Genomic DNA, 20,352 nt, shown 5'->3' on the forward strand with positions numbered 1-20,352 from the left:
CGCTCCCCGTGTCCGTACGTGAACTGGTGGTCCTCGGAACCGCCAGCCAGGTCCCGACCCGCCACCGCAACCACAACGGGTACCTGCTGCGCTGGGACGGCGAAGGGCTGCTCTTCGACCCCGGCGAGGGCACCCAGCGGCAGATGCTGCGCGCCGGGGTCGCCGCGCACGACCTGCACCGGCTCTGCGTCACCCACTTCCACGGCGACCACTCGCTCGGCCTCGCGGGTGTGATCCAGCGGATCAACCTCGACCGCGTGCCGCACGAGGTGACCGCGCACTACCCGCGCTCCGGACAGCGGTTCTTCGACCGGCTGCGGTACGCGACGGCCTACCGCGAGACCGTCGCCCTCACCGAGGCCCCGGTCGACGCCGACGGGGTGCTCGCCGTCACCCCCTCCTACACCCTGGAGGCCCGGCAGCTCTCCCACCCGGTGGAGTCCTACGGCTACCGGCTGGTCGAACCCGACGGCCGGCGCATGCTGCCGGAACGGCTCGCCGAGCGCGGCATCAGGGGCCCCGACGTCGGACGGCTGCAGCGGGAGGGCTCGCTCGGCGGGGTCACCCTCGACGAGGTCAGCGAGGTGCGGCGCGGGCAGCGGTTCGCCTTCGTGATGGACACCCGGCTCTGCGACGGCGTACACGCGCTCGCCGAGGGCTGCGACCTGCTCGTCATCGAGTCCACCTTTCTCGACGAGGACGAGCGACTCGCCGTCGAGCACGGGCATCTGACGTCCGGTCAGGCGGCGCGGGTCGCGGTGGACGCGGGCGTGCGGCACCTCGTGCTCACGCACTTCAGCCAGCGCTACTCCGAGCCGGAGGAGTTCGAGCGGCAGGCCCGGGCGGCCGGCTTCGAGGGGGAACTGACCGTGGCGCACGACCTGGTCAGGGTGCCGGTGCCCAAGCGCGGCTGAACCCACCGCGGGGCGGCGCGACGGGGTCCGGCACGGCCGGACGGCGCTTGGTCCGGCGGCGCCGCGTCGGTTTCGGAACGCCGGGGAGCCGCCCGTACGATGCTGCGATGCCCCTCCCCAAAGCTGAACTGCACCTGCACATCGAAGGCACCCTGGAGCCCGAACTCGCGTTCGCGCTCGCCGCGCGCAACGGCGTCACGCTGCCCTACGCCGACACCGAGGAGCTCCGCAAGGCGTACCTCTTCGACGACCTCCAGTCGTTCCTGAACCTGTACTACGAGCTCATGGCCGTGCTGCGGACGGAACAGGACTTCGCCGACCTGGCCGACGCGTATCTCGCGCGCGCCGCCGCCCAGGGCGTACGGCACGCGGAGATCTTCTTCGACCCGCAGGCACACCTCGCGCGCGGCGTGGAGATGGGGACGGTCGTGGAGGGGCTCTCCCGCGCCCTCGGCCGCAGCGAGGAGACGCACGGCATCTCCACCCAGCTGATCATGTGCTTCCTGCGGGACGAGTCCGCCGAGTCCGCCCTGCGCACCCTGGAGGCGGCCCGGCCCCACCTCGACCGGATCATCGGCATCGGCCTCGACTCGGCCGAGGTCGGGCACCCGCCGGCCAAGTTCCGCGAGGTGTACGAGGCCGCCGCCGCGCTCGGACTGCGGCGCGTCGCCCACGCGGGCGAGGAGGGGCCGCCCGCCTACATCACCGAGGCGCTCGACGTCCTCGGCGTCGAGCGCATCGACCACGGGCTGCGGTGCATGGAGGACGACGCCCTGGTCGAACGGCTCGTGCGGGAACGGGTGCCGCTGACCCTCTGCCCGCTGTCCAACGTGCGGCTGCGGGCCGTGGACGTCCTGGAGGACCATCCGCTGCCCGCCATGATGGACGCCGGGCTGCTGTGCACGGTCAACTCCGACGACCCCGCCTACTTCGGCGGGTACGTCGGCGACACCTTCCACGCCGTGCACGAGGCGCTCGGTCTCGGCCACGAGCGGCTGCGCGAGCTCGCCCGCAACTCGTTCGAGGCCGCCTTCCTCGACCGGGACGAGGAGCGCCGGGCCCGGTATCTCGCCGAGGTCGACGCCTACGAGTTCGGGCCCGCCGCACCCGGCGCCGAGTAGCCGCCCCGGGCGGGCGTCCGCCTCCTCCTGCCGGGTGGGGCGGCGCGGACGGCTCCGCCTCGGTCCGGCAGGGCCGCGGGGGGCCGGGCCCGGGGCCGGGCGGAGGGTCAGCCCGGGCCGGGGCCCGGGGCGGCCGCGTGGCGGGGGCCCGCCGTGTCGTACGCCGCCCGCTGGGCCGGGATGCCGTCCAGGGCGATCTCCACGACCGGGTGGTCCGGGATGCGGTGCGCCCGGCGCACCAGGCCCGGAAGGACCCGGCCGCCGCCCGTGTGACGGGCGACCGCCGCCATCGGGACGGCGAGGACGAGCAGACCGAGCGCCAGGACCCGGCCCATCGCCGGGTAGCCCGCCCCGGCCGACAGCAGGCTGCCCGCCAGCGGACCGCAGGCCGTGCCCAGCGAGGAGGCCGAGCCGACCAGCACCGCCCATCGGCCGCGCGGGTCCATCGACGCGGCCAGGCCGATCAGGTACGACAGCACGATCGGGTACACCGTGTTCCAGGCGATCTCGCCGGCCGCGAACGACGGGAGGTCGTCGGCCGCCGCGCTGAGCGCGATGCAGCACGCGATCACGGCCGTGCCCGCACCGATCGGCAGCGCCCGGCCGAGGCGCGGGCCCAGGGCGCCCGCGCCGATCACGCCGAGGAGTCCGGCCCCGAGGGCGATCGCGAACACGGCACCGACGGTGACCTCGGTGAGGCCGGCCTGGCTGGTGCCGATGCGGCCGCTGACCCCCCACAGCGCGTTCTGGGCGAGGGACCACAGGAGCATGGCCGCGGCCAGCACGAGTCCCGCGCGCGGGTACGGGCGGTGCGGTGCCGTCGTCGCCGACGGGCGCGGATGTGCGGGGCGGCCGGGGTCGTCGGCCGGCGTGTCCCCGTGGGCGCGGGTCCGGGCCGGGGTGTCCAGACGGCCGGTGGCCGGCCACGCCGCGAGGGCGACCAGGGCGATCGCCGCCAGCGGGAGGCCGTGGCCGGGGCCCAGGTGGGGGACCGTCAGGTACACCGCGCCGGCGAGCGCGGAGACGCTGAGCAGGCCGAGGGTCGAGGCGCGGTGGGGGTCCCGGTGGGCGGCGATGCCGGTCGCGGCGACGGTGGTGGCCGTGCCGGAACCGAAGCCGCCGGCCAGGGCGCCGGCGATCACCGCGGGGACGGTGGTCGTCATCGCGGCCGCGCCGTAGCCGACGGCGGCGAGCAGGAGGCCGGCGCGGGCCACTCGGCGGGGGCCGAGGCGGTCCACGCGGGACGCGAGGAGGAAGCCTGCCGCGGCCGAACTCAGCAGCAGGGCGCTGCCGATGGTGCCGGCCTGGGTGGCGGAGAGCGGAAGCCCCGCGTCCAGCCGGCCGACGGTCGTCGGGAGGAGGTAGGGGGCGAGGTACCCGGCCGTGAAAAGGGCGACGAGGGGCCAGGGAGGGGTGGTGCGGGCGGACACGGGCGTTCCCAGGGCATGCGAAAGGAGCGGCTCAATGAGGGGGTTGGGCGGCTGTCGACGGACAGGAACGCGCGGGCAATTTGTATCAAGGGGGTGGGCCCGGGTAGAAGGCGGGGCGGTGTGATCTGGGGCACGTTGCGTTTGGGGTGGGGGAGGCGGGGTAGATGGGCGCGTTTGCGCTGGTGGGTATGGGTATGGGTATGGGTATGGGTGTGGGTGTGGGTGCGGGTGCGCGGTCGGCGGGGGTGCGCTGTCGGGCAGTGGGGGGTCGGGGCCGTGCCGGTACATCCGCCCGTCGCCGGTTGGCACCTCCGTCCGTCACCAGCGTTCCTCGGTGGGGCGTGGCCCCGTCTCGACGGGCATCTGATGTACCGGCACGGCCCCTTGCGCCGGAGGGCGGCTGCGGGCGCGTACGGATTGCGCCGCGGGCACGCGGTGCGTCGTCAACTGCGGGTGGGCGTGCGGGGAGTGGGGCGGCCCCCGGTCAGCCGCCCTGGCTGCGGGCAGGCGGCGGGGGGTGAGGCTCGGTCGGCCGTAGCTGCGGGCAGGCGTGCCGCAAGGGGCGGCACGGGTGGGCGCAGGCGGCACCCCGTCGGCGCCGGGCTCGCCGTCCCACCCCGGCGCCAGCGGGGGCCAGGGGTGCCGGTGTGCGCGGGGGAGTTGGCCCACCCGGGCGGCATCCCGTCAGGCGAGGCGGGGTGCCGGGTGGAGGCTTCCGCGCCATTGACGGGCCCGCGGCCACTCTCTACGCTCCATCTTCATACGTGAATGACGTCTACATACGGAGATGGCGATGGCTGCGGACACGGAAGCGGACGTCGTCGGACGCCTGCGCGGCGGAATGACGCACGGAGTGCTGTCGTTCCCGCTGACCAGCTTTCACGGCGACGGCTCCCTCGACCTCGACGGCTTCCGCACCCACCTGGAGGCCCAGCTCGCCACCGGCCCCGGCGCCGTGTTCCCGGCCTGCGGCACCGGAGAGTTCTTCTCCTTGGACGAGGACGAGTACCGGCAGGTCGTCGCGGCCGCGGTCGAGGTGACGGCCGGCCGCGTCCCCGTGGTGGCGGGAACCGGGTACGGCTGGGCGCAGGCCGCCCGCTTCGCCCGCGTCGCGGAGGAGGCCGGCGCCGACGCCCTGCTCGTCCTGCCGCACTACCTCGTCGCGGGCCCGCAGGACGGCCTCGTCGGGCAGCTTGAGCAACTGGCCGCCCGGACCCGGCTGCCGCTCATCGCCTACCAGCGCGGCCAGGTCGCCTTCACCGCCGACGCCCTGCGGCGGATCGCCCGCATCCCCGGGGTCGTCGGGCTCAAGGACGGCCACAGCGACCTCGACCGGCTCCAGCGGCTCACCCTCGCCGCACCCGAGGGGTTCCTGTTCTTCAACGGGGCCGCCACCGCGGAGATCCAGGCCCGCGCGTACGCCGCCGTCGGCGTCCCCGCGTACTCGTCGGCCGTGCACGCCTTCGCCCCCGAGATCGCCGGCCTGTTCTTCGCGGCCCACCGGCGCGGCGACGACGCCGTCATGGACCGGCTGCTGCGGGAGTTCTACGTTCCGTTCGTGGAACTGCGCGACCGGCGCCCCGGCTACTCCGTCTCGCTCGTCAAGGCCGCCGCCCGGCTGCGGGGCCGTCCCGTGGGTCCGGTGCGCGCCCCGCTCACCGACCCCACGCCCGCCGACCTCGCCGACCTCGAAGCGCTGCTCGCCGCCGGTCTCGGCCTCGCAGCCGCCCTCACCCCCGTAGGAGCCGCCCTGTGACCCGCGACCTGACCATCGCCGAGGTCCGGCTGACCCCGGTCCTGGTCGCCGACCCGCCGCTGCTCAACACCCAGGGCGTGCACCAGCCGTACACGCCCCGCCTGATCGTGGAGGTCGTCACCGCGGACGGTGTGACGGGGGTCGGCGAGACGTACGGCGACGGCAAGTACCTGGAGCTCGCCCGGCCCTTCGCCGACCACCTGGTGGGACGTCGGGTGTCCGATCTCAACGGGCTGTCCACGGTCGCCGACACAGTGGCCGTCGACCGCGGACGGATCGTCGACCAGATCGACGTCGGCGGACTGCGCGGCGTGCAGACCGCCGACAAACTGCGGCTCTCGGTCGTCTCCGGCTTCGAGGTGGCCTGCCTCGACGCGCTCGGCAAGGCGCTCGGGCTGCCGGTGCACGCACTGCTCGGCGGCAAGGTGCGGGACGCCGTGGAGTACAGCGCGTACCTGTTCTACAAGTGGGGCGGGCATCCCGACGGCGTGGCCGCCGAGAAGGACGACTGGGGAGCCGCCCTCGATCCGGCCGGAGTCGTCGAGCAGGCCCGCAGGTTCACCGAGCGGTACGGATTCACCTCCTTCAAGCTCAAGGGCGGCGTCTTCCCGCCCGAGGAGGAGATCGCCGCCGTACGCGCCCTCGCGAAGGCCTTCCCGGGCCGGCCGCTGCGGCTCGACCCCAACGGCGCCTGGTCCGTGGAGACCTCGCTGCGGGTCGCTGAGGAACTGGGGGACGTCCTGGAGTACCTGGAGGACCCCGCGCTCGGCACTCCGGCCATGGCCGAGGTCGCGGCGCGCACGAACGTGCCGCTCGCCACCAACATGTGCGTGACGACCTTCGCCGAGATCCGGGAAGCCTTCACCCGCGGCGCCGTGCAGGTCGTGCTCTCCGACCACCACTACTGGGGCGGCCTGCGCAACACCCGTGAACTCGCCGCCGTGTGCCGCACGTTCGGGGTCGGGGTGTCGATGCACTCCAACACCCACCTGGGCATCTCGCTCGCCGCGATGACCCACGTCGCCTCGACGGTCCCCGACCTGCACCACGCCTGCGACTCCCACTACCCCTGGCAGTCCGAGGACGTGCTCACCGAGCGCCTCGCCTTCCGGAACGGCTCGGTCACGGTGTCCGACGCCCCCGGACTCGGCGTCGCACTCGACCGCGACAGGCTCGCGTTCCTGCACCGGCGGTGGCTGGACGACGACGGCTCCCTCAGGGACCGCGACGACGCGGCCGCCATGCGCGTCGCCGATCCCGGCTGGGTCGCACCCGCCGTCCCGCGCTGGTAGCCCGGCGTCGTGGGGCGTCCCGACACAGGCCCCGGCGTCCCGGAGGTGAACCGGGCGCCGGTGCAGGGTGGTGGCACACTGGCCTGAATCCGCACCACGTCAGGGAGCCCACCGTGATCGCGTCCAACGGAGAGGAACCGCACCGCCAGGCACAGGTCGACCCGCTCGCCGGGCTGCGCACCCCGCACGATCCGCCGTACGACGTCTACCTCACGGGCACCGTCTTCCTCGACATCGTCTTCACCGGGCTCGACTCCGCCCCGGTGCGCGGGACCGAGTCCTGGGCCCGCGGCATGGGATCGAGCCCCGGCGGCGTCGCCAACATGGCCACGGCACTCGCCCGGCTCGGACTGCGTACGTCCCTGGCGGCGGCCTTCGGCGACGACCACTACGGGGAGTACTGCTGGGACGCCCTCGAACAGGGCGAGGGCATCGACCTCGGCGCCTCGCGCACGGTCCCCGGCTGGCACTCCCCGGTCACCGTGTCCATGGCCTACGAGGGCGAGCGGACGATGGTCAGCCACGGGCACGAGCCGCCCCCGGAGGAGCCCGCCCCCGAGCACGCCCCCCGCGCGCGTGCCGCCGTCGCCTCGCTGGCGCCCGGTGTCCGCGCGCCCTGGATCGCCGAGGCGGCGGCCGCCGGTACCCGCATCTTCGCCGACGTCGGCTGGGACGACACGGGCCGCTGGGACCTGGCCGGACTCGCCGACCTGGAGCACTGCGAGGCCTTCCTGCCGAACGCCGAGGAGGCCATGCGCTACACCGGCGCGGACTGCCCGCGAGCCGCGGCGCACGCGCTGGCCGAGCACGTCCCGCTCGCCGTGGTCACCCTCGGTGCGGAAGGCGCGTATGCCGTGGACGGCCGGACCGGCGAGAGCGCCGTGGTCCCGGCGATCGCCGTGGAGGCCCTGGACCCGACCGGCGCCGGCGACGTCTTCGTGGCGGGGTTCGTCATGGGCACCCTCGCCGACTGGCCGCTCGCCGACCGGCTCGCCTTCGCGGGGCTGACCGCGGCGCTCTCCGTCCAGGAGTTCGGCGGCTCCCTCTCGGCGCCCGGCTGGGCCGAGATCGCCGCCTGGTGGCGGCGCGTCCAGTCGGTCGACGACCAGGACCCCGCCGCGCTCGCCCGGTACTCCTTCCTGGAGGGCCTGATCCCCGGGGTGGGCAGGCCGTGGCCGCTGCGGCGGGCGGTCCCCACGATCGGATTCGGCCGCCTGGCCTGACACGCGTGCGGCCGGTGTGAAAAAGGCCTACGGCGTTGTCGGTGCACCGACGTACCCTTGGCAGTGCGAGGGCGGCCCACGCCGAGCGGCCCCGGTACGAGGAGGACGAGCAAGGCCTACAGAGCCGGCCCATGACTGACACACCCACAGTGCACGACCCCGCACAGGGGCAGGCGAGAGCGCAGTTCACCGTTCCGGCCGCGCACCCCATGGTGACCGTGCTGGGGTCCGGGGACGCGCTGTTGCGCGTGATCGAGAAGGCCTTCCCGGCGGCCGACATCCACGTCCGGGGCAATGAGATCAGTGCGGTCGGCGACGCCGGTGAAGTCGCGCTCGTCCAACGTCTGTTCGACGAGATGATGCTCGTGCTCCGCACGGGACAGCCGATGACGGAGGACGCAGTGGAACGCTCGATCGCCATGCTCAGGGCGAGCGAGAACGGGGAGGGCGACGGCCAGGAGACCCCGGCCGAGGTGCTCACGCAGAACATCCTGTCCTCGCGCGGGCGCACCATCCGCCCGAAGACGCTCAACCAGAAGCGGTACGTCGACGCCATCGACAAGCACACCGTCGTCTTCGGCATCGGCCCCGCCGGCACCGGCAAGACGTATCTGGCCATGGCCAAGGCGGTCCAGGCCCTGCAGTCCAAGCAGGTCAACCGGATCATCCTCACCCGCCCGGCGGTCGAGGCCGGCGAGCGGCTCGGCTTCCTGCCCGGCACGCTCTACGAGAAGATCGACCCCTACCTGCGCCCCCTGTACGACGCGCTGCACGACATGCTCGACCCCGACTCCATCCCGCGCCTGATGGCGGCGGGCACGATCGAGGTCGCCCCGCTGGCCTACATGCGCGGACGCACCCTGAACGACGCCTTCATCATCCTGGACGAGGCCCAGAACACGAGCCCCGAGCAGATGAAGATGTTCCTCACCCGCCTCGGCTTCGACTCGAAGATCGTGATCACGGGCGACGTGACGCAGGTCGACCTCCCCAGCGGGACGAAGTCCGGTCTGCGCCAGGTCCAGGACATCCTGGAGGGCCTCGACGACGTCCACTTCTCGCGGCTCACGTCCCACGACGTCGTCCGGCACAAGCTCGTCGGCCGTATCGTCGACGCGTACGAGAAGTACGACAGCACGCACGGCACCGAGAACGGCACGCACAAGAGCCGCGGCAAAGCCGGACCCAAGGGGAAGTAGAACCGCACGACCATGTCGATCGACGTCAACAACGAGTCCGGAACCGAGGTCGACGAGCAGGCGATCCTCGACATCGCCCGCTACGCGCTCGCGCGGATGCGCATCCACCCGCTCTCCGAGCTGTCGGTGATCGCGGTGGACGCCGACGCCATGGAGCAGCTGCACATCCAGTGGATGGACCTGCCCGGACCCACGGACGTGATGTCCTTCCCGATGGACGAGCTGCGTCCGCCGACGAAGGACGACGACGAGCCGCCGCAGGGGCTGCTCGGCGACATCGTGCTCTGCCCGGAGGTCGCCGAGCGCCAGGGCAAGGACGCCCCGACGGAGCACTCCATGGACGAGGAGCTGCAGCTCCTCACCGTCCACGGAGTGCTGCACCTCCTCGGCTACGACCACGAGGAGCCGGACGAGAAGGCCGAGATGTTCGGGCTGCAGGCGGCCATCGTCGACGGCTGGCGCACGGAGAAGGGCCTGACCGGCCCGTCCCCCGCCCCGACCGTCTCCTAGAGTCGGCAGTCATGAGTCCTCAGCTCGTCATCGGTGCCATCGCGCTGGTCGTGGTCGCCTGGCTCGCCGCCTGCGCGGAGGCGGGCCTCGCGCGCGTCTCCAGCTTCCGCGCCGAGGAGGCCGTCCGCAGCGGCCGGCGCGGCAGCGCCAAGCTCGCCCAGATCGCCGCCGACCCGACCCGCTACCTCAACGTCGCCCTGCTGGTGCGCATCACCTGCGAGATGGCCGCCGCCGCGCTCGTCACGTACGCCTGCCTGAAGGAGTTCGACGAGACCTGGCAGGCCCTCGCGGTCGCCCTCGGCGTGATGGTCCTCGTCAGTTACGTGGCGGTCGGGGTCTCCCCGCGCACGATCGGCCGCCAGCACCCGATGAACACGGCGACCGCGGCCGCCTACGTCCTGCTGCCGCTGGCCCGGATCATGGGGCCGATCCCGCCCCTGCTGATCCTCATCGGCAACGCGCTCACGCCCGGCAAGGGCTTCCGCCGCGGCCCGTTCGCCTCCGAGGCCGAACTGCGTGCGCTCGTCGACCTCGCCGAGAAGGAGTCCCTCATCGAGGACGAGGAGCGCCGCATGGTGCACTCCGTCTTCGAGCTGGGCGACACCCTGGTCCGCGAGGTGATGGTGCCGCGCACCGACCTCGTCGTCATCGAGCGGTACAAGACCATCCGGCAGGCGCTGACGCTCGCTCTGCGCTCCGGCTTCTCGCGCATCCCCGTCACCGGGGAGAGCGAGGACGACATCGTCGGCATCGTGTATCTGAAGGACCTGGCCCGCAAGACGCACATCAGCCGGGAGGCCGAGAGCGAGCTGGTCTCCACGGCGATGCGGCCCGCGGCCTTCGTCCCCGACACCAAGAACGCGGGCGACCTGCTGCGCGAGATGCAGCAGGAGCGCAACCACGTCGCCGTCGTCATCGACGAGTACGGCGGCACGGCCGGCATCGTCACCATCGAGGACATCCTGGAGGAGATCGTCGGCGAGATCACCGACGAGTACGACCGCGAGCTTCCCCCGGTCGACGAACTGGGCGAGGACCGCTACCGGGTGACGGCCCGTCTGGACATCGGGGACCTCGGCGAGCTGTACGGCTTCGAGGCCTACGACGACGAGGACGTGGAAACGGTCGGCGGACTGCTGGCCAAGGCGCTCGGCCGGGTGCCGATCGCCGGGGCGTCCGCGGTCGTGGAACTTCCCGACGGCCGCGAACTGCGGCTCACCGCCGAGGACTCCGCCGGCCGCCGCAACAAGATCGTGACGGTGCTCGTGGAGCCCGTGACCCCGGTGAAGCCGCCGGAGGGGGAGGGGGGCCCGGAGTGAAGCCCCGGGAACTGCGCGCGTTCTGCCTGTCCTTCAACGCGGTCGTCGAGGACTTCCCCTTCAATCCGGACACGTCCGTCTTCAAGGTGCTCGGCAAGCTCTTCGCGCTCACGAACCTGGACGCGCGTCCGCTGACGGTCAATCTGAAGTGCGACCCCGACGACGCGGTGCGGCTGCGCGACGAGCACCCCGGGCTGATCGTGCCCGGCTACCACATGAACAAGCGGCACTGGAACACCGTGACGGTGGACGGCGGACTGCCCGACCGACAGGTCCGGGAGCTGATCGAGGACTCGTACGACCTGGTGGTGGCGGGCCTGCCGAGGGCCGAGCGGCTGCGGCTCGACCGGCCGTGAGGGATCGATAAGCTCCCCGTATGACCGAGACTCCCGCCCTCGACCCCGAGGACCGCAAGATCGTCACCCTGGCCCGCTCGGCCCGCGCCCGCAACGGTGTGCCCGAGGGGGCCGCCGTACGGGACGAGACCGGACGCACCTATGTCGCCGGGACCGTCACCCTGGACTCCCTGAAGCTGAGCGCGCTGCAGACCGCCGTGGCGATGGCGGTGGCGTCCGGCGCGAAGTCGCTGGAGGCGGCGGCGGTGGTCACGGACGCGGAGACCGCGTCCGCGGAGGACCTGGCCGCGGTACGGGATCTCGGCGGAGCCGGGACGCCGGTGCTCGTCGCCGGGGGCGACGGGGTGGTCCGGGCCACCCTCGGCGCGGGCTGAACCCGCTCCGGGCCGGGGCCCGTCGGCCGTCCTCAGAGGGCGTCCGGGCCCCGCTCGTCGGTACGGACGCGGACCACCGTCTCCACCGGCACCGACCAGACCTTGCCGTCGCCGATCTTGCCGGTGTGGGCCGCCTTGACGATCGCGTCGATGACGGGGTCCGCGTCGGCGTCCCCCACGACGACCTCGATCCGGACCTTGGGCACGAGGTCGACCTGGTACTCCGCGCCGCGGTACACCTCGGTGTGGCCGCGCTGACGCCCGTAGCCGCTGGCCTCGGTGACGGTCATCCCGTGCACTCCGAGTTCCTGGAGGGCGGTCTTGACCTCGTCGAGGCGGTACGGCTTCACGATCGCGGTGATGAGTTTCATGCCTGGGCCTTGACCTTCTGGGCGTGGGTGGCGGACGACGAGACCGGGGCGCCGTGCCCCAGAACCCCGTGATCGTAAGCGCTCTCGGCGTGCACCGTAAGGTCGAGACCCGTCTGCTCCTGCTCCTCGTCCGCCCGGAAGCCGATGAGCCGGTCGAGCAGCTTCCCGAGGCCGTAGGTGACGAGGAAGGCGTACGCCCCGACGGCGAGGACCGCGACCAGCTGCCGGCCGAGCTGGCCGAGCCCGCCGCCGTACAGCAGCCCCTCGGCGCCCCCCGTCATCGACTCCGTCGCGAAGACGCCGATGAGGACGGTGCCGATGATGCCGCCGACGAGGTGGACGCCGACCACGTCCAGGGAGTCGTCGTAGTTCAGCCGGAACTTCCAGCCCACCGCGTACGAGCAGACGACACCGGCGGCGAGACCGACGACCAGCGCGCCGACCAGCGAGACCGACCCGCAGGACGGGGTGATCGCGACGAGGCCGGCGACCGCGCCCGACGCCGCGCCGAGCGTGGTGGGGTGGCCGTCGCGCCGCTGCTCCACGAAGAGCCAGCCCAGCAGACCGGTGCAGCCGGCGGCGAGGGTGTTGAGGAAAGCGGCGGCGGCCAGCCCGTTCGCGCCGAGCGCCGAGCCCGCGTTGAAACCGAACCAGCCGAACCAGAGCAGACCGGCGCCCAGCACCACCATGGGGAGGTTGTGCGGCCGCATCGCGTCCTTCTTGAAGCCCATGCGCGGGCCGAGGACCAGGCACAGGGCCAGCCCGGAGGCGCCGGAGGTGATCTCGACGGGCAGTCCGCCGGCGAAGTCCAGCGCGCCCAGCCGGTCGAGGATCCAGCCGCCCGGGCCCCACACCCAGTGGGCGACGGGAACGTATACGAGCAGCGCCCACAGCGGCACGAAGGCCAGCCACGCCCCGAACTTCGCGCGATCGGCGATCGCCCCGCTGATCAGCGCCGCCGTGATGATCGCGAAGGTCAGCTGGAACGTGGCGAAGAGCAGGGTGGGGACGGTGCCCTGGACGCTGTCCGGGCCGAGACCCGCCATCCCGGCGTGCTTCAGGCCGCCGATCAGTCCGCCGAAGGCGTCGTCGCCGAACGCGAGGGAGTACCCGGCGGCCAGCCAGACCACCGTGACCAGGGCGATCGACACGAAGCTCATCATCAGCATGTTGAGGACGCTCTTCGTGCGGACCATGCCGCCGTAGAACAGGGCGAGGCCCGGCGTCATCAGCAGGACGAGTGCGGTGGCGGCGAGCAGCCAGGCGGTGTCGCCGGTGTCGAGGTGCGGGGCGGCCAGAATCACGGTCTCTCCAGCGGTGCGGGGCGTCGTCCGACGGGCGGGGCGTCGTCCGAGGGTCACCGGCCCGCGTTTCGGGTTGTGCACACGCACGTTTCCGGTGTGTTTCGTGTTGCGCGGGCGTTTCCGGAAGCTCACCGGGCCGCGCCGGGACGCAGCCCGGGGCGGGCGACGGATTCCCCGGGGACCGGGCCCGCGGCCCCTTGGTGCGGCGGGCGCCCGACGATCAGGGACAATGGGCGCCATGAGCGTTCGTACCGAGTCATCCGAGCCGTCCGAGGCCACACACCGCGCCGGCTTCGCCTGCTTCGTGGGCCGCCCCAACGCGGGCAAGTCCACCCTCACGAATGCTCTGGTCGGCCAGAAGGTGGCCATCACCGCGAACCAGCCGCAGACCACGCGGCACACCGTGCGCGGCATCGTGCACCGGCCGGACGCCCAGCTGATCCTGGTGGACACCCCGGGGCTGCACAAGCCGCGCACGCTCCTCGGCCAGCGGCTCAACGACGTCGTCCGCACCACCTGGGCCGAGGTCGACGTGATCGGCTTCTGCCTGCCGGCGAACGAGAAGCTGGGCCCCGGCGACCGGTTCATCGCCAAGGAGCTGGCGTCGATCAAGAAGACGCCGAAGATCGCGATCGTCACGAAGACCGACCTCGTGGACAGCAAGACGCTCGCCGAGCAGCTCATCGCCATCGACCAGCTCGCCACGGAACTGGGCTTCGAGTGGGCGGAGATCGTGCCCGTGTCCGCGGTCGCCGACCAGCAGGTCGATCTGCTGGCCGACCTGCTGATCCCGCTCCTCCCCGAGGGGCCGGCGCTCTATCCCGAGGGCGACCTCACGGACGAGCCGGAGCAGGTCATGGTCGCGGAGCTGATCCGCGAGGCCGCGCTGGAGGGCGTGCGCGACGAGCTGCCGCACTCCATCGCCGTCGTCGTCGAGGAGATGCTGCCCCGCGAGGACCGGCCCGCCGACAAGCCGCTGCTGGACATCCACGCCTTCGTCTACATCGAGCGGCCCAGCCAGAAGGGCATCATCATCGGCCCGAAGGGCAAGCGGCTGAAGGACGTCGGCATCAAGTCCCGCAAGCAGATCGAGGCGCTGCTCGGCACGCCGGTCTTCCTCGACCTGCACGTGAAGGTCGCCAAGGACTGGCAGCGGGACCCGCGGCAGCTGCGCAAGCTCGGATTCTGAGCCCCCTCAGGTCCGCCTCGGGGACAGGTCCTGCAGGCCCACCACCCGCAGCAACCGCAGGCGTTCGTGCGCCTCGGTGCCCGGGCGGGCGGTGTGCACGACGAGCAGCTGGCGGTGCTCGTCGCTGAGCAGCACCTCGCAGTCCAGCTCCAGCAGCCCCACCACCGGGTGCCGGAAGCGTTTGACCGAGGTGCGGCGCACCGCCACCTCGTGCCGCTCCCACAGCGCCGCGAACTCCTCGCTCGCGGCACGCAGTTCGGCCACCAGCGCGGCCGGCCCGGGATCGGCGGGCCGGGCGGCGGCGACGGCGCGCAGGTTCGCCACGTGCCCGCGTGCCAGGTCCGCCACGTCCTCCGGCGGGAACAGCTCACGTGCCGACGGGTCCGTGAAGAAGCGGCGCACCAGATTGCGCTCGCGCGCCGGACGGGCCAGGACGTCGCCGGCCAGCGCCACGGCCATGGCGTTCTGCGCGAGTACGTCGCCGCAGTCGCCCACCACCTGGGCGGGCGTGTCGTGCAGCCGGTCCAGCACGAGCAGCAGACCGGGGCGCACATGGGAGGAGGACGTCCCGTCGCGGGGCGGCTCCTCGCCGGCCAGATGGAAGAGGTGGTCGCGCTCGTCGCCGGTCAGCCGCAGCGCCCGCGCCAGTGCGCCCAGCATCTGCCGGGACGGGTGCGGGCCGCGCGCCTGTTCGAGACGGGTGTAGTAGTCCACGGACATCCCGGCCAGTGCCGCCACCTCCTCGCGGCGCAGCCCCGGTGTGCGGCGGCGCGGCCCGGCGGTCAGCCCCACGTCGGAGGGCTCGAGCCGGGCACGTCCGCGGCGCAGGAAGTCGGCGAGTTCGGCTCGGTTCATGCCTTCAGCCTGGCCGATCACGGCCCGCTCATCCAGGGACTGCCGATCCCCGGATGAGGAGGTCTCTGCCGCCGGACGCGTGCCGGGGCGAGGCTCGTGACCGACGAGAGGAGCATTCCATGCTGACGTTGGTGACAGGCACGACGGGGCAGGTCGGCAGGCGTTTCGTGCCGCGGCTGCTGCAGCGGACCGCCCCCGGGGACCGGGTGCGGGTCCTGGTCCGCGAGGAGTCGCAGGCGGCGCCCGCGGCGGCGCTGGGCGCCGAGGTGGCGGTGGGCGACCTGCGGGACTCCGAGGCGCTCGGCAAGGCGCTGGCGGGCGTGGACGCGGTGGTGAACGTGGCCGCGGCGTTCCGGGGTGTCCCCGACGAGGAGGCGTGGACGGTCAACCACCACGCCGCCCGCGACCTGGGCCGGGCCGCCGTCTCCTGCGGAGTCCGCCGCTTCGTCCAGGTGAGTACGAACCTGGTCTACGGCACCGGCCGCGGCCGTCCCCTGACCGAGGAGGACCCCGTGGTGCCCGGGGGCTCCATGTGGGGCGCGTACGCGGAGTCCAAGGCGGCGGCAGAGCGGGACCTGCTGTCCCTGGAGGGCCTGGACGTACGCGTCGGGCGGCTGGCGTTCGTGTACGGCGAGGGCGATCCGCACCTGTCCCAGTCCCTGCGGTGGGCCGGCGGCTGGGCGGCGGCCCAGCGCCTCCAGATGGTCCACCACGCGGACGCCGCCCAGGTCCTGCTCCGCCTGCTGTACGCCCCGGGTGCGGACGGGAGGGTCTACAACATCGCCGACGACGCCCCCGTGACGGCGGTCGACCTGCACGCGCTCAACGGCGTCGACGTCCCGGACGCCCTGTACGACCGCACCGATCCCGACCCGTGGCACGGCATCGTGTCGACGTCACGCGCCCGCCGCGAGCTGGGCCACCGCCCTCTGTATCCGTCGGTGTGGACGGCGGTGGACGCGGGCGCCCTCTGACCGGCCGGGACCAGCCGGCCCCCCCCCCCGGGCCGGAGGGGGCTCTCCGGGCACCCGGGCCGGAGGTGGCCCGCCGGGGCACCCCCGGCCGGGCGGAGCCCCGCCCGGGCACCCGGGTCGACGGGCCTCTCCGGGCGCCCCCGGTCGACGGCGACCTGCCGGGTCCCCTAGTCGGCGGGTTCCGCGATCAGGGCGGTGGCGACCCGGCGGAAGCCCAGGCGGCCGTACATGCGGGCCACGTCCTCGTCCCCGGCCGAGAGGAAGACGGTGTCGACGCCGCGGGTCTGCGCGTCGGCCACCAGGGCGGCGGTGACGGCGAGACCCAGGCCGCGCCGGCGGGCGGACGGCAGGGTGCCGACGCCGGCCACCTCGGTCACGGGGCCGACCGGCAGATGCATCCCGGAGCAGACCGCGACGCCGTCCTCGACGGCGGCGGCCAGCACGGTGCTGCCCGCCCGGATCCGCTCCGCCGCGGCGGGCACGTCACCGGCGCGGGCGGTGATCTCGGCGGCCAGTTCGGCGGGGCCGGCCTCGCCGACCGCGGTGCCGGGCACCGCGAAGGCCACGTGGGGGAGCGCCAGGGCACTGGCCAGGAACGGGTCCTCGGGGCCGAGGATCCGGACGAGGGGGTGCGGCGCGGGCAGCGGGACGTCCGTGTCCCGGACCATCAGCGGGTGCTCGTGCACCCGCAGCCCCGACGCCTCGACGGCCCGCCGCAGCCCGGGCGTCACCTCCGCCACCCACTCGACGGCCTCGGGCAGGCCGAGTTCGCGCTGCCGGGCCCGGACCCGGTCGACGTCCTCGGCGGTGGCCGCGGGGCCGGGCCGGGCGAACGCGGGCCGCGCGTAGTACGGCCAGCCCGGTCCCTCGCGGACGAACAGGGTCAGCGGTCCGAAGTCCTCGGTCCGGGCCGCGGCCCGCGGCACCGAGTCGTAGTAGCGCTCCAGGCGGTCGAGAGTCTGATGAGGGGTGGTCATGACCCACCATCCAAGACGACGGTGTCCGGTCACCGCACCCGTATTTCGTCCGCCCCTGCGCCGGTGCGCCGGTGCGCCGGTGCGCCGGTGCGACGGTGGCACGGGCAGCGGCAGGGCGGGCCCGGCCCGGCCGCCGTCATCCCCGCGCGCGCAGGGCGTCCCGCAGCCAGGCGTACGACGCCTTGGGCGTCCGCTCCTGGGTGGCGAAATCGACGTGGACCAGGCCGAAGCGGCGCGCATACCCCTCCGCCCACTCGAAGTTGTCCAGCAGCGACCAGACGAAGTAGCCGCGGACGTCGACGCCCGCCTCCGACGCCCGGTGCAGCGCGCGGACATGGCCGTCCAGGAAGGCGATCCGCTCCTGGTCGTCGAGGCCCTCGTACGAGCAGCCGTTCTCGGTGATGACGATCGGCGGCAGCCGGTCGCCGTACCGCCCGGCGAAGCCGGTGAGCAGCTCGGTCAGCGCCTCGGGGACCACCGGCCAGCCGAAGTCGGTGACCGGATATCCCTCCAGCTCCCTTACGGAGAAGGGGAGTTCGGCGGGGAGGGTCAGTCCGCCGAACTCGATCTCCGAGCCCTGCGGGGCACCCACCCGGGTCGGCTGGTAGTAGTTGACGCCGTACCAGTCCAGCGGCTCGGCGATGGTACCGAGGTCCGCCTCGACGTCCCCCGGGAGCAGTTCGGCGATGCCCTCCGGGTAGCGGCCGAGCAGCAGGGGGTCCGCGAACAGGCGGTTGAGGAGGAGGTCGTAGAAGTCCGCAGCCGCCACGTCCTCGGGTCGGTCCGAGGCGGCCCAGGTCGGTCCGTGCGAGTTGGCGATGCCGATGTCGCGGACGCCGGCGGCCCGCAGGGCCCGTACCGCCAGTCCGTGCGCGAGGAGTTGGTGGTGGGCCACCGGCAGCGCGTCGAAGAGGAGCCGGCTGCCGGGTGCGTGGGCGCCGAGCGCGTGGCCGAGCAGGGTGTGCTCGGCCGGTTCGTTGAGCGTGATCCACTTGTCCACGCGGTCGCCGAGGCGGGCGACGACGACGGCCGCGTACTCCGCGAAGCGGGAAGCGGTGTCGCGGTCCAGCCAGTCCAGCTCCACCGGCAGGTCCCAGTGGAAGAGCGTGGGCACGGGGCGCACCCCCGCCGCCCGGAGCTCGTCGACCAGCCGGTCGTAGAAGTCCAGCCCGCCCGGGGAGTTCACCCGCGGCCAGGACACCGAGAAGCGGTACGCGTCCACGCCCAGATCGCGCAGGAGCGCCACGTCCTCGCGGTAGCGGCGGACGTGGTCGCAGGCCACCGCCGCCGTCGAGCCGTCCTTCACCCGCCCCGGCTCCGCCGTGAAGGCGTCCCACACGGAGAGCCCGCGTTCGCCGGACGCCCCCTCGATCTGGTGGGCCGAGGTGGACACGCCCCAGAGGAAGCCGGGCGGGAACTGCGGGAGGGGGTTCGTCGCCATGCGCGCGATCATCCGTACCCGCGGCGAGGGAAGTCAACGGGCGCGCACGGCGGGCGAGTTACGCACCCTCCTTCAGTACGCGGGAGACCAGCTCCCGCTGCTCCTCGGTCAGCCGAGGGTCGGCCGCGTACACCGTCGTCCCGTCCACCGTGATCTCGTAGCCGAAGCCGTCGGGCACCCCCGGCGGAGGGGTGCTCCGGCCGGCGGCGATCGCCCGCTCGGCCAGGGCCTGCCAGGCGCGGGCATCGGCCCGCCCCGAGGTGTCCACCTCGGCGCACCGCTCGATGCCCGCGAATCCGCCCGTGCGCCGTACCTGAATACGCATGGGTCCTGTCTAGTACGAAAGGGGCCGGCGGGCCACGGTCACAGGGTGCGCACGCCGACCTGCTCCCACGCCTTGGCCACCGACTGGAGCTCCTCGCCGTCCCCGTACCGCCCGCGCGCCGCGGCGACGGTCAGCGTCGCGAAGTCGGCGAAGAGCGCGTCCGACCTGAGCTCCCCGCCGGTCAGGACGTCGTACCAGACCTGTCCGGCGCGCTCCCAGGCGTGGCCGCCGAGGGCCTGCGCCGCGAGGTAGAAGGCGTGGTTGGGGATGCCGGAGTTGATGTGGACGCCGCCGTTGTCGCGGCCGGTGCGGACGTAGTCGTCCATCGTCGCGGGTTGCGGGTCCTTTCCGAGCACGTCGTCGTCGTACGCGGTGCCGGGCTCCTTCATGGAGCGCAGCGCCTGGCCGGTGACGCGCGGCGCGAGCAGTCCGGCGCCGATCAGCCAGTCGGCCTCGGCGGCGGTCTGGCCGAGCGTGTACTGCTTGATGAGCGAGCCGAAGACGTCCGACATCGACTCGTTCAGGGCGCCGGGCTGACCGAAGTAGGTGAGGTTCGCGGTGTACTGCGTGACGCCGTGGGTCAGCTCGTGGCCGATGACGTCCACCGGGAGGGTGAAGTCGAGGAAGATCTCCCCGTCACCGTCGCCGAAGACCATCTGCTCGCCGTTCCAGAAGGCGTTGTTGTAGTCCCGGTCGAAGTGCACGGTGGCGTTCAGGGGCAGGCCCTCGCCGTTGATCGAGTTGCGGGCGTAGGCCTTCAGGAAGAGCTCGAAGGTGGCGCCGAGTCCCGCGTACGCCCGGTTGACGGTGGCGTCCTTGACGGGCTCGTCGCCCTCGGCGCGCACCTTCCTGCCGGGCAGGTCCTGGTGGTGGCGGGCGTCGTGGATGGTGCGGTGCGGCTGCTCGCTCTCCGCGTCCCGTGGAGCGGCCACCGGCGGGGCGCCGAGGACCGTGGTCAGCCGGCGGCGGGTGCGTTCGAGGGCGTCGCGCTCCAGGGTGCGGCGCGCGGGTCCGGCGAGCGCGGGGTCCTCGTGCCGGGCGAGGGTGTCGAGGACGTGGGGCGGCACGATGCTGCAGAAGACAGGCTCGAATCCTGCCGGGTTGGCGGTCATGCCGGGCACCATTGCACTGCGTCACGACGCTGTCACCCCCTGCAACCATGATTGGTGAAAACCGGGCGATTGGGAACCCTGGCGTCCACTCCTTCGTGGTATAGAGCACTGTTTGTCCCCTATGGGCGAGCGATCCCGCATACTGATACAGGCCCCCGTACGGAGCGTGGCTCGGCTAGGCTGCGGAGCATCATGCGTTTCGGGCTGCTTCTCCTTAGCTGCCGCGGCGAGGGCCTGTAGTCGAGGCCGACCCCCTCCCCGCGGAGTCTGGCGTTGCGCCGTCGGCCGTCCTTTCGGACACCTTCGAGGA

20 protein-coding genes are annotated in these 20,352 nt (G+C 73.2%); 12 read left to right on the top strand and 8 right to left on the bottom strand.

Going from position 1 to position 20,352, the window contains the following annotated elements; all coding sequences use genetic code 11:
• The first annotated feature begins 8 nt into the window (after nucleotides 1-8).
• On the top strand, nucleotides 9-914 hold the full coding sequence (locus ACZ4NT_RS01130) for a ribonuclease Z (protein WP_467722560.1): 906 nt from the start codon (nucleotides 9-11) through the stop codon (nucleotides 912-914).
• A gap of 107 nt (nucleotides 915-1,021) precedes the next feature.
• Nucleotides 1,022-2,035, top strand: a complete 1,014-nt coding sequence (locus ACZ4NT_RS01135) for an adenosine deaminase (protein ID WP_467722562.1) — start codon at nucleotides 1,022-1,024, stop codon at nucleotides 2,033-2,035.
• Between the two features lie 107 nt (nucleotides 2,036-2,142).
• Here the strand turns inward: ACZ4NT_RS01135 and ACZ4NT_RS01140 are convergent, their stop codons facing one another.
• Entirely contained in the window at nucleotides 2,143-3,465 is a 1,323-nt protein-coding gene (locus tag ACZ4NT_RS01140) for an MFS transporter (RefSeq protein WP_467722564.1), read from the bottom strand.
• A gap of 787 nt (nucleotides 3,466-4,252) precedes the next feature.
• Here ACZ4NT_RS01140 and ACZ4NT_RS01145 point away from each other — a divergent pair.
• The 8 genes from ACZ4NT_RS01145 (at nucleotide 4,253) to ACZ4NT_RS01180 (ending at nucleotide 11,494) form a co-directional block, all read left to right on the top strand.
• Nucleotides 4,253-5,221: a 5-dehydro-4-deoxyglucarate dehydratase gene (locus tag ACZ4NT_RS01145; RefSeq protein ID WP_467722565.1), complete on the top strand. Its 969-nt coding sequence runs from the start codon at nucleotides 4,253-4,255 to the stop codon at nucleotides 5,219-5,221.
• Entirely contained in the window at nucleotides 5,218-6,513 is a 1,296-nt protein-coding gene (locus ACZ4NT_RS01150) for a glucarate dehydratase family protein (protein ID WP_121403128.1), read from the top strand. The genes ACZ4NT_RS01145 and ACZ4NT_RS01150 overlap by 4 nt, the downstream gene beginning before the upstream one ends.
• A gap of 113 nt (nucleotides 6,514-6,626) precedes the next feature.
• Nucleotides 6,627-7,736, top strand: a complete 1,110-nt coding sequence (locus ACZ4NT_RS01155) for a PfkB family carbohydrate kinase (protein ID WP_121403129.1) — start codon at nucleotides 6,627-6,629, stop codon at nucleotides 7,734-7,736.
• A 131-nt stretch (nucleotides 7,737-7,867) separates the two neighbouring features.
• Nucleotides 7,868-8,935: a PhoH family protein gene (locus ACZ4NT_RS01160; protein WP_121403130.1), complete on the top strand. Its 1,068-nt coding sequence runs from the start codon at nucleotides 7,868-7,870 to the stop codon at nucleotides 8,933-8,935.
• A gap of 12 nt (nucleotides 8,936-8,947) precedes the next feature.
• Entirely contained in the window at nucleotides 8,948-9,445 is a 498-nt protein-coding gene (ybeY, locus tag ACZ4NT_RS01165) for an rRNA maturation RNase YbeY (protein ID WP_121403131.1), read from the top strand.
• An 11-nt stretch (nucleotides 9,446-9,456) separates the two neighbouring features.
• Nucleotides 9,457-10,764 carry a hemolysin family protein gene (locus ACZ4NT_RS01170; protein ID WP_467722569.1) on the top strand — a complete coding sequence of 436 codons (1,308 nt, stop codon included), beginning with the start codon at nucleotides 9,457-9,459 and terminating at the stop codon, nucleotides 10,762-10,764.
• Complete coding sequence (locus tag ACZ4NT_RS01175; protein ID WP_121403133.1) at nucleotides 10,761-11,120, top strand: MmcQ/YjbR family DNA-binding protein; 360 nt, start codon at nucleotides 10,761-10,763, stop codon at nucleotides 11,118-11,120. Before ACZ4NT_RS01170 ends, ACZ4NT_RS01175 begins: the two co-directional genes overlap by 4 nt.
• Before the next feature lie 20 nt (nucleotides 11,121-11,140).
• Complete coding sequence (locus ACZ4NT_RS01180; RefSeq protein WP_121403134.1) at nucleotides 11,141-11,494, top strand: cytidine deaminase; 354 nt, start codon at nucleotides 11,141-11,143, stop codon at nucleotides 11,492-11,494.
• A gap of 32 nt (nucleotides 11,495-11,526) precedes the next feature.
• Here ACZ4NT_RS01180 and ACZ4NT_RS01185 read toward each other — a convergent pair whose 3' ends face one another.
• Both ACZ4NT_RS01185 and ACZ4NT_RS01190 read right to left on the bottom strand, forming a co-directional pair.
• On the bottom strand, nucleotides 11,527-11,865 hold the full coding sequence (locus ACZ4NT_RS01185; RefSeq protein WP_121403135.1) for a P-II family nitrogen regulator: 339 nt from the start codon (nucleotides 11,863-11,865) through the stop codon (nucleotides 11,527-11,529).
• On the bottom strand, nucleotides 11,862-13,169 hold the full coding sequence (locus ACZ4NT_RS01190) for an ammonium transporter (protein WP_121403136.1): 1,308 nt from the start codon (nucleotides 13,167-13,169) through the stop codon (nucleotides 11,862-11,864). The genes ACZ4NT_RS01185 and ACZ4NT_RS01190 overlap by 4 nt, the downstream gene beginning before the upstream one ends.
• 229 nt (nucleotides 13,170-13,398) lie before the next feature.
• On the opposite strand from ACZ4NT_RS01190, the gene era reads away from it, so the two are divergent.
• Nucleotides 13,399-14,358 carry a GTPase Era gene (gene era, locus ACZ4NT_RS01195; protein WP_183116856.1) on the top strand — a complete coding sequence of 320 codons (960 nt, stop codon included), beginning with the start codon at nucleotides 13,399-13,401 and terminating at the stop codon, nucleotides 14,356-14,358.
• A 6-nt stretch (nucleotides 14,359-14,364) separates the two neighbouring features.
• Here the strand turns inward: era and ACZ4NT_RS01200 are convergent, their stop codons facing one another.
• Nucleotides 14,365-15,213 carry a helix-turn-helix transcriptional regulator gene (locus tag ACZ4NT_RS01200; RefSeq protein ID WP_467722572.1) on the bottom strand — a complete coding sequence of 283 codons (849 nt, stop codon included), beginning with the start codon at nucleotides 15,211-15,213 and terminating at the stop codon, nucleotides 14,365-14,367.
• Nucleotides 15,214-15,332: 119 nt separating this feature from the next.
• Here ACZ4NT_RS01200 and ACZ4NT_RS01205 point away from each other — a divergent pair, with 119 nt between their 5' ends.
• The gene (locus ACZ4NT_RS01205; protein ID WP_467722574.1) at nucleotides 15,333-16,187 is read left to right on the top strand and encodes an NAD-dependent epimerase/dehydratase family protein; all 855 of its coding nucleotides are present in this window, start codon (nucleotides 15,333-15,335) and stop codon (nucleotides 16,185-16,187) included.
• 167 nt (nucleotides 16,188-16,354) lie between these two features.
• Here ACZ4NT_RS01205 and ACZ4NT_RS01210 read toward each other — a convergent pair whose 3' ends face one another.
• From ACZ4NT_RS01210 to ACZ4NT_RS01225, 4 genes are all read right to left on the bottom strand, one after another.
• Nucleotides 16,355-17,164, bottom strand: coding sequence for a GNAT family N-acetyltransferase (locus ACZ4NT_RS01210; RefSeq protein WP_467722575.1), 810 nt, complete (start codon nucleotides 17,162-17,164; stop codon nucleotides 16,355-16,357).
• Nucleotides 17,165-17,300: 136 nt separating this feature from the next.
• Complete coding sequence (locus ACZ4NT_RS01215) at nucleotides 17,301-18,617, bottom strand: GH1 family beta-glucosidase (protein WP_467722577.1); 1,317 nt, start codon at nucleotides 18,615-18,617, stop codon at nucleotides 17,301-17,303.
• A gap of 46 nt (nucleotides 18,618-18,663) precedes the next feature.
• Nucleotides 18,664-18,930, bottom strand: coding sequence for a protealysin inhibitor emfourin (locus ACZ4NT_RS01220; RefSeq protein WP_467722579.1), 267 nt, complete (start codon nucleotides 18,928-18,930; stop codon nucleotides 18,664-18,666).
• Nucleotides 18,931-18,968: 38 nt separating this feature from the next.
• Nucleotides 18,969-20,042 (bottom strand): M4 family metallopeptidase, encoded by a 1,074-nt coding sequence (locus tag ACZ4NT_RS01225; RefSeq protein ID WP_467722581.1) that lies wholly within the window; start codon nucleotides 20,040-20,042, stop codon nucleotides 18,969-18,971.
• Nucleotides 20,043-20,352 lie beyond the last annotated feature (310 nt).

Source organism: Streptomyces sp. NPDC026417 (assembly GCF_055567695.1).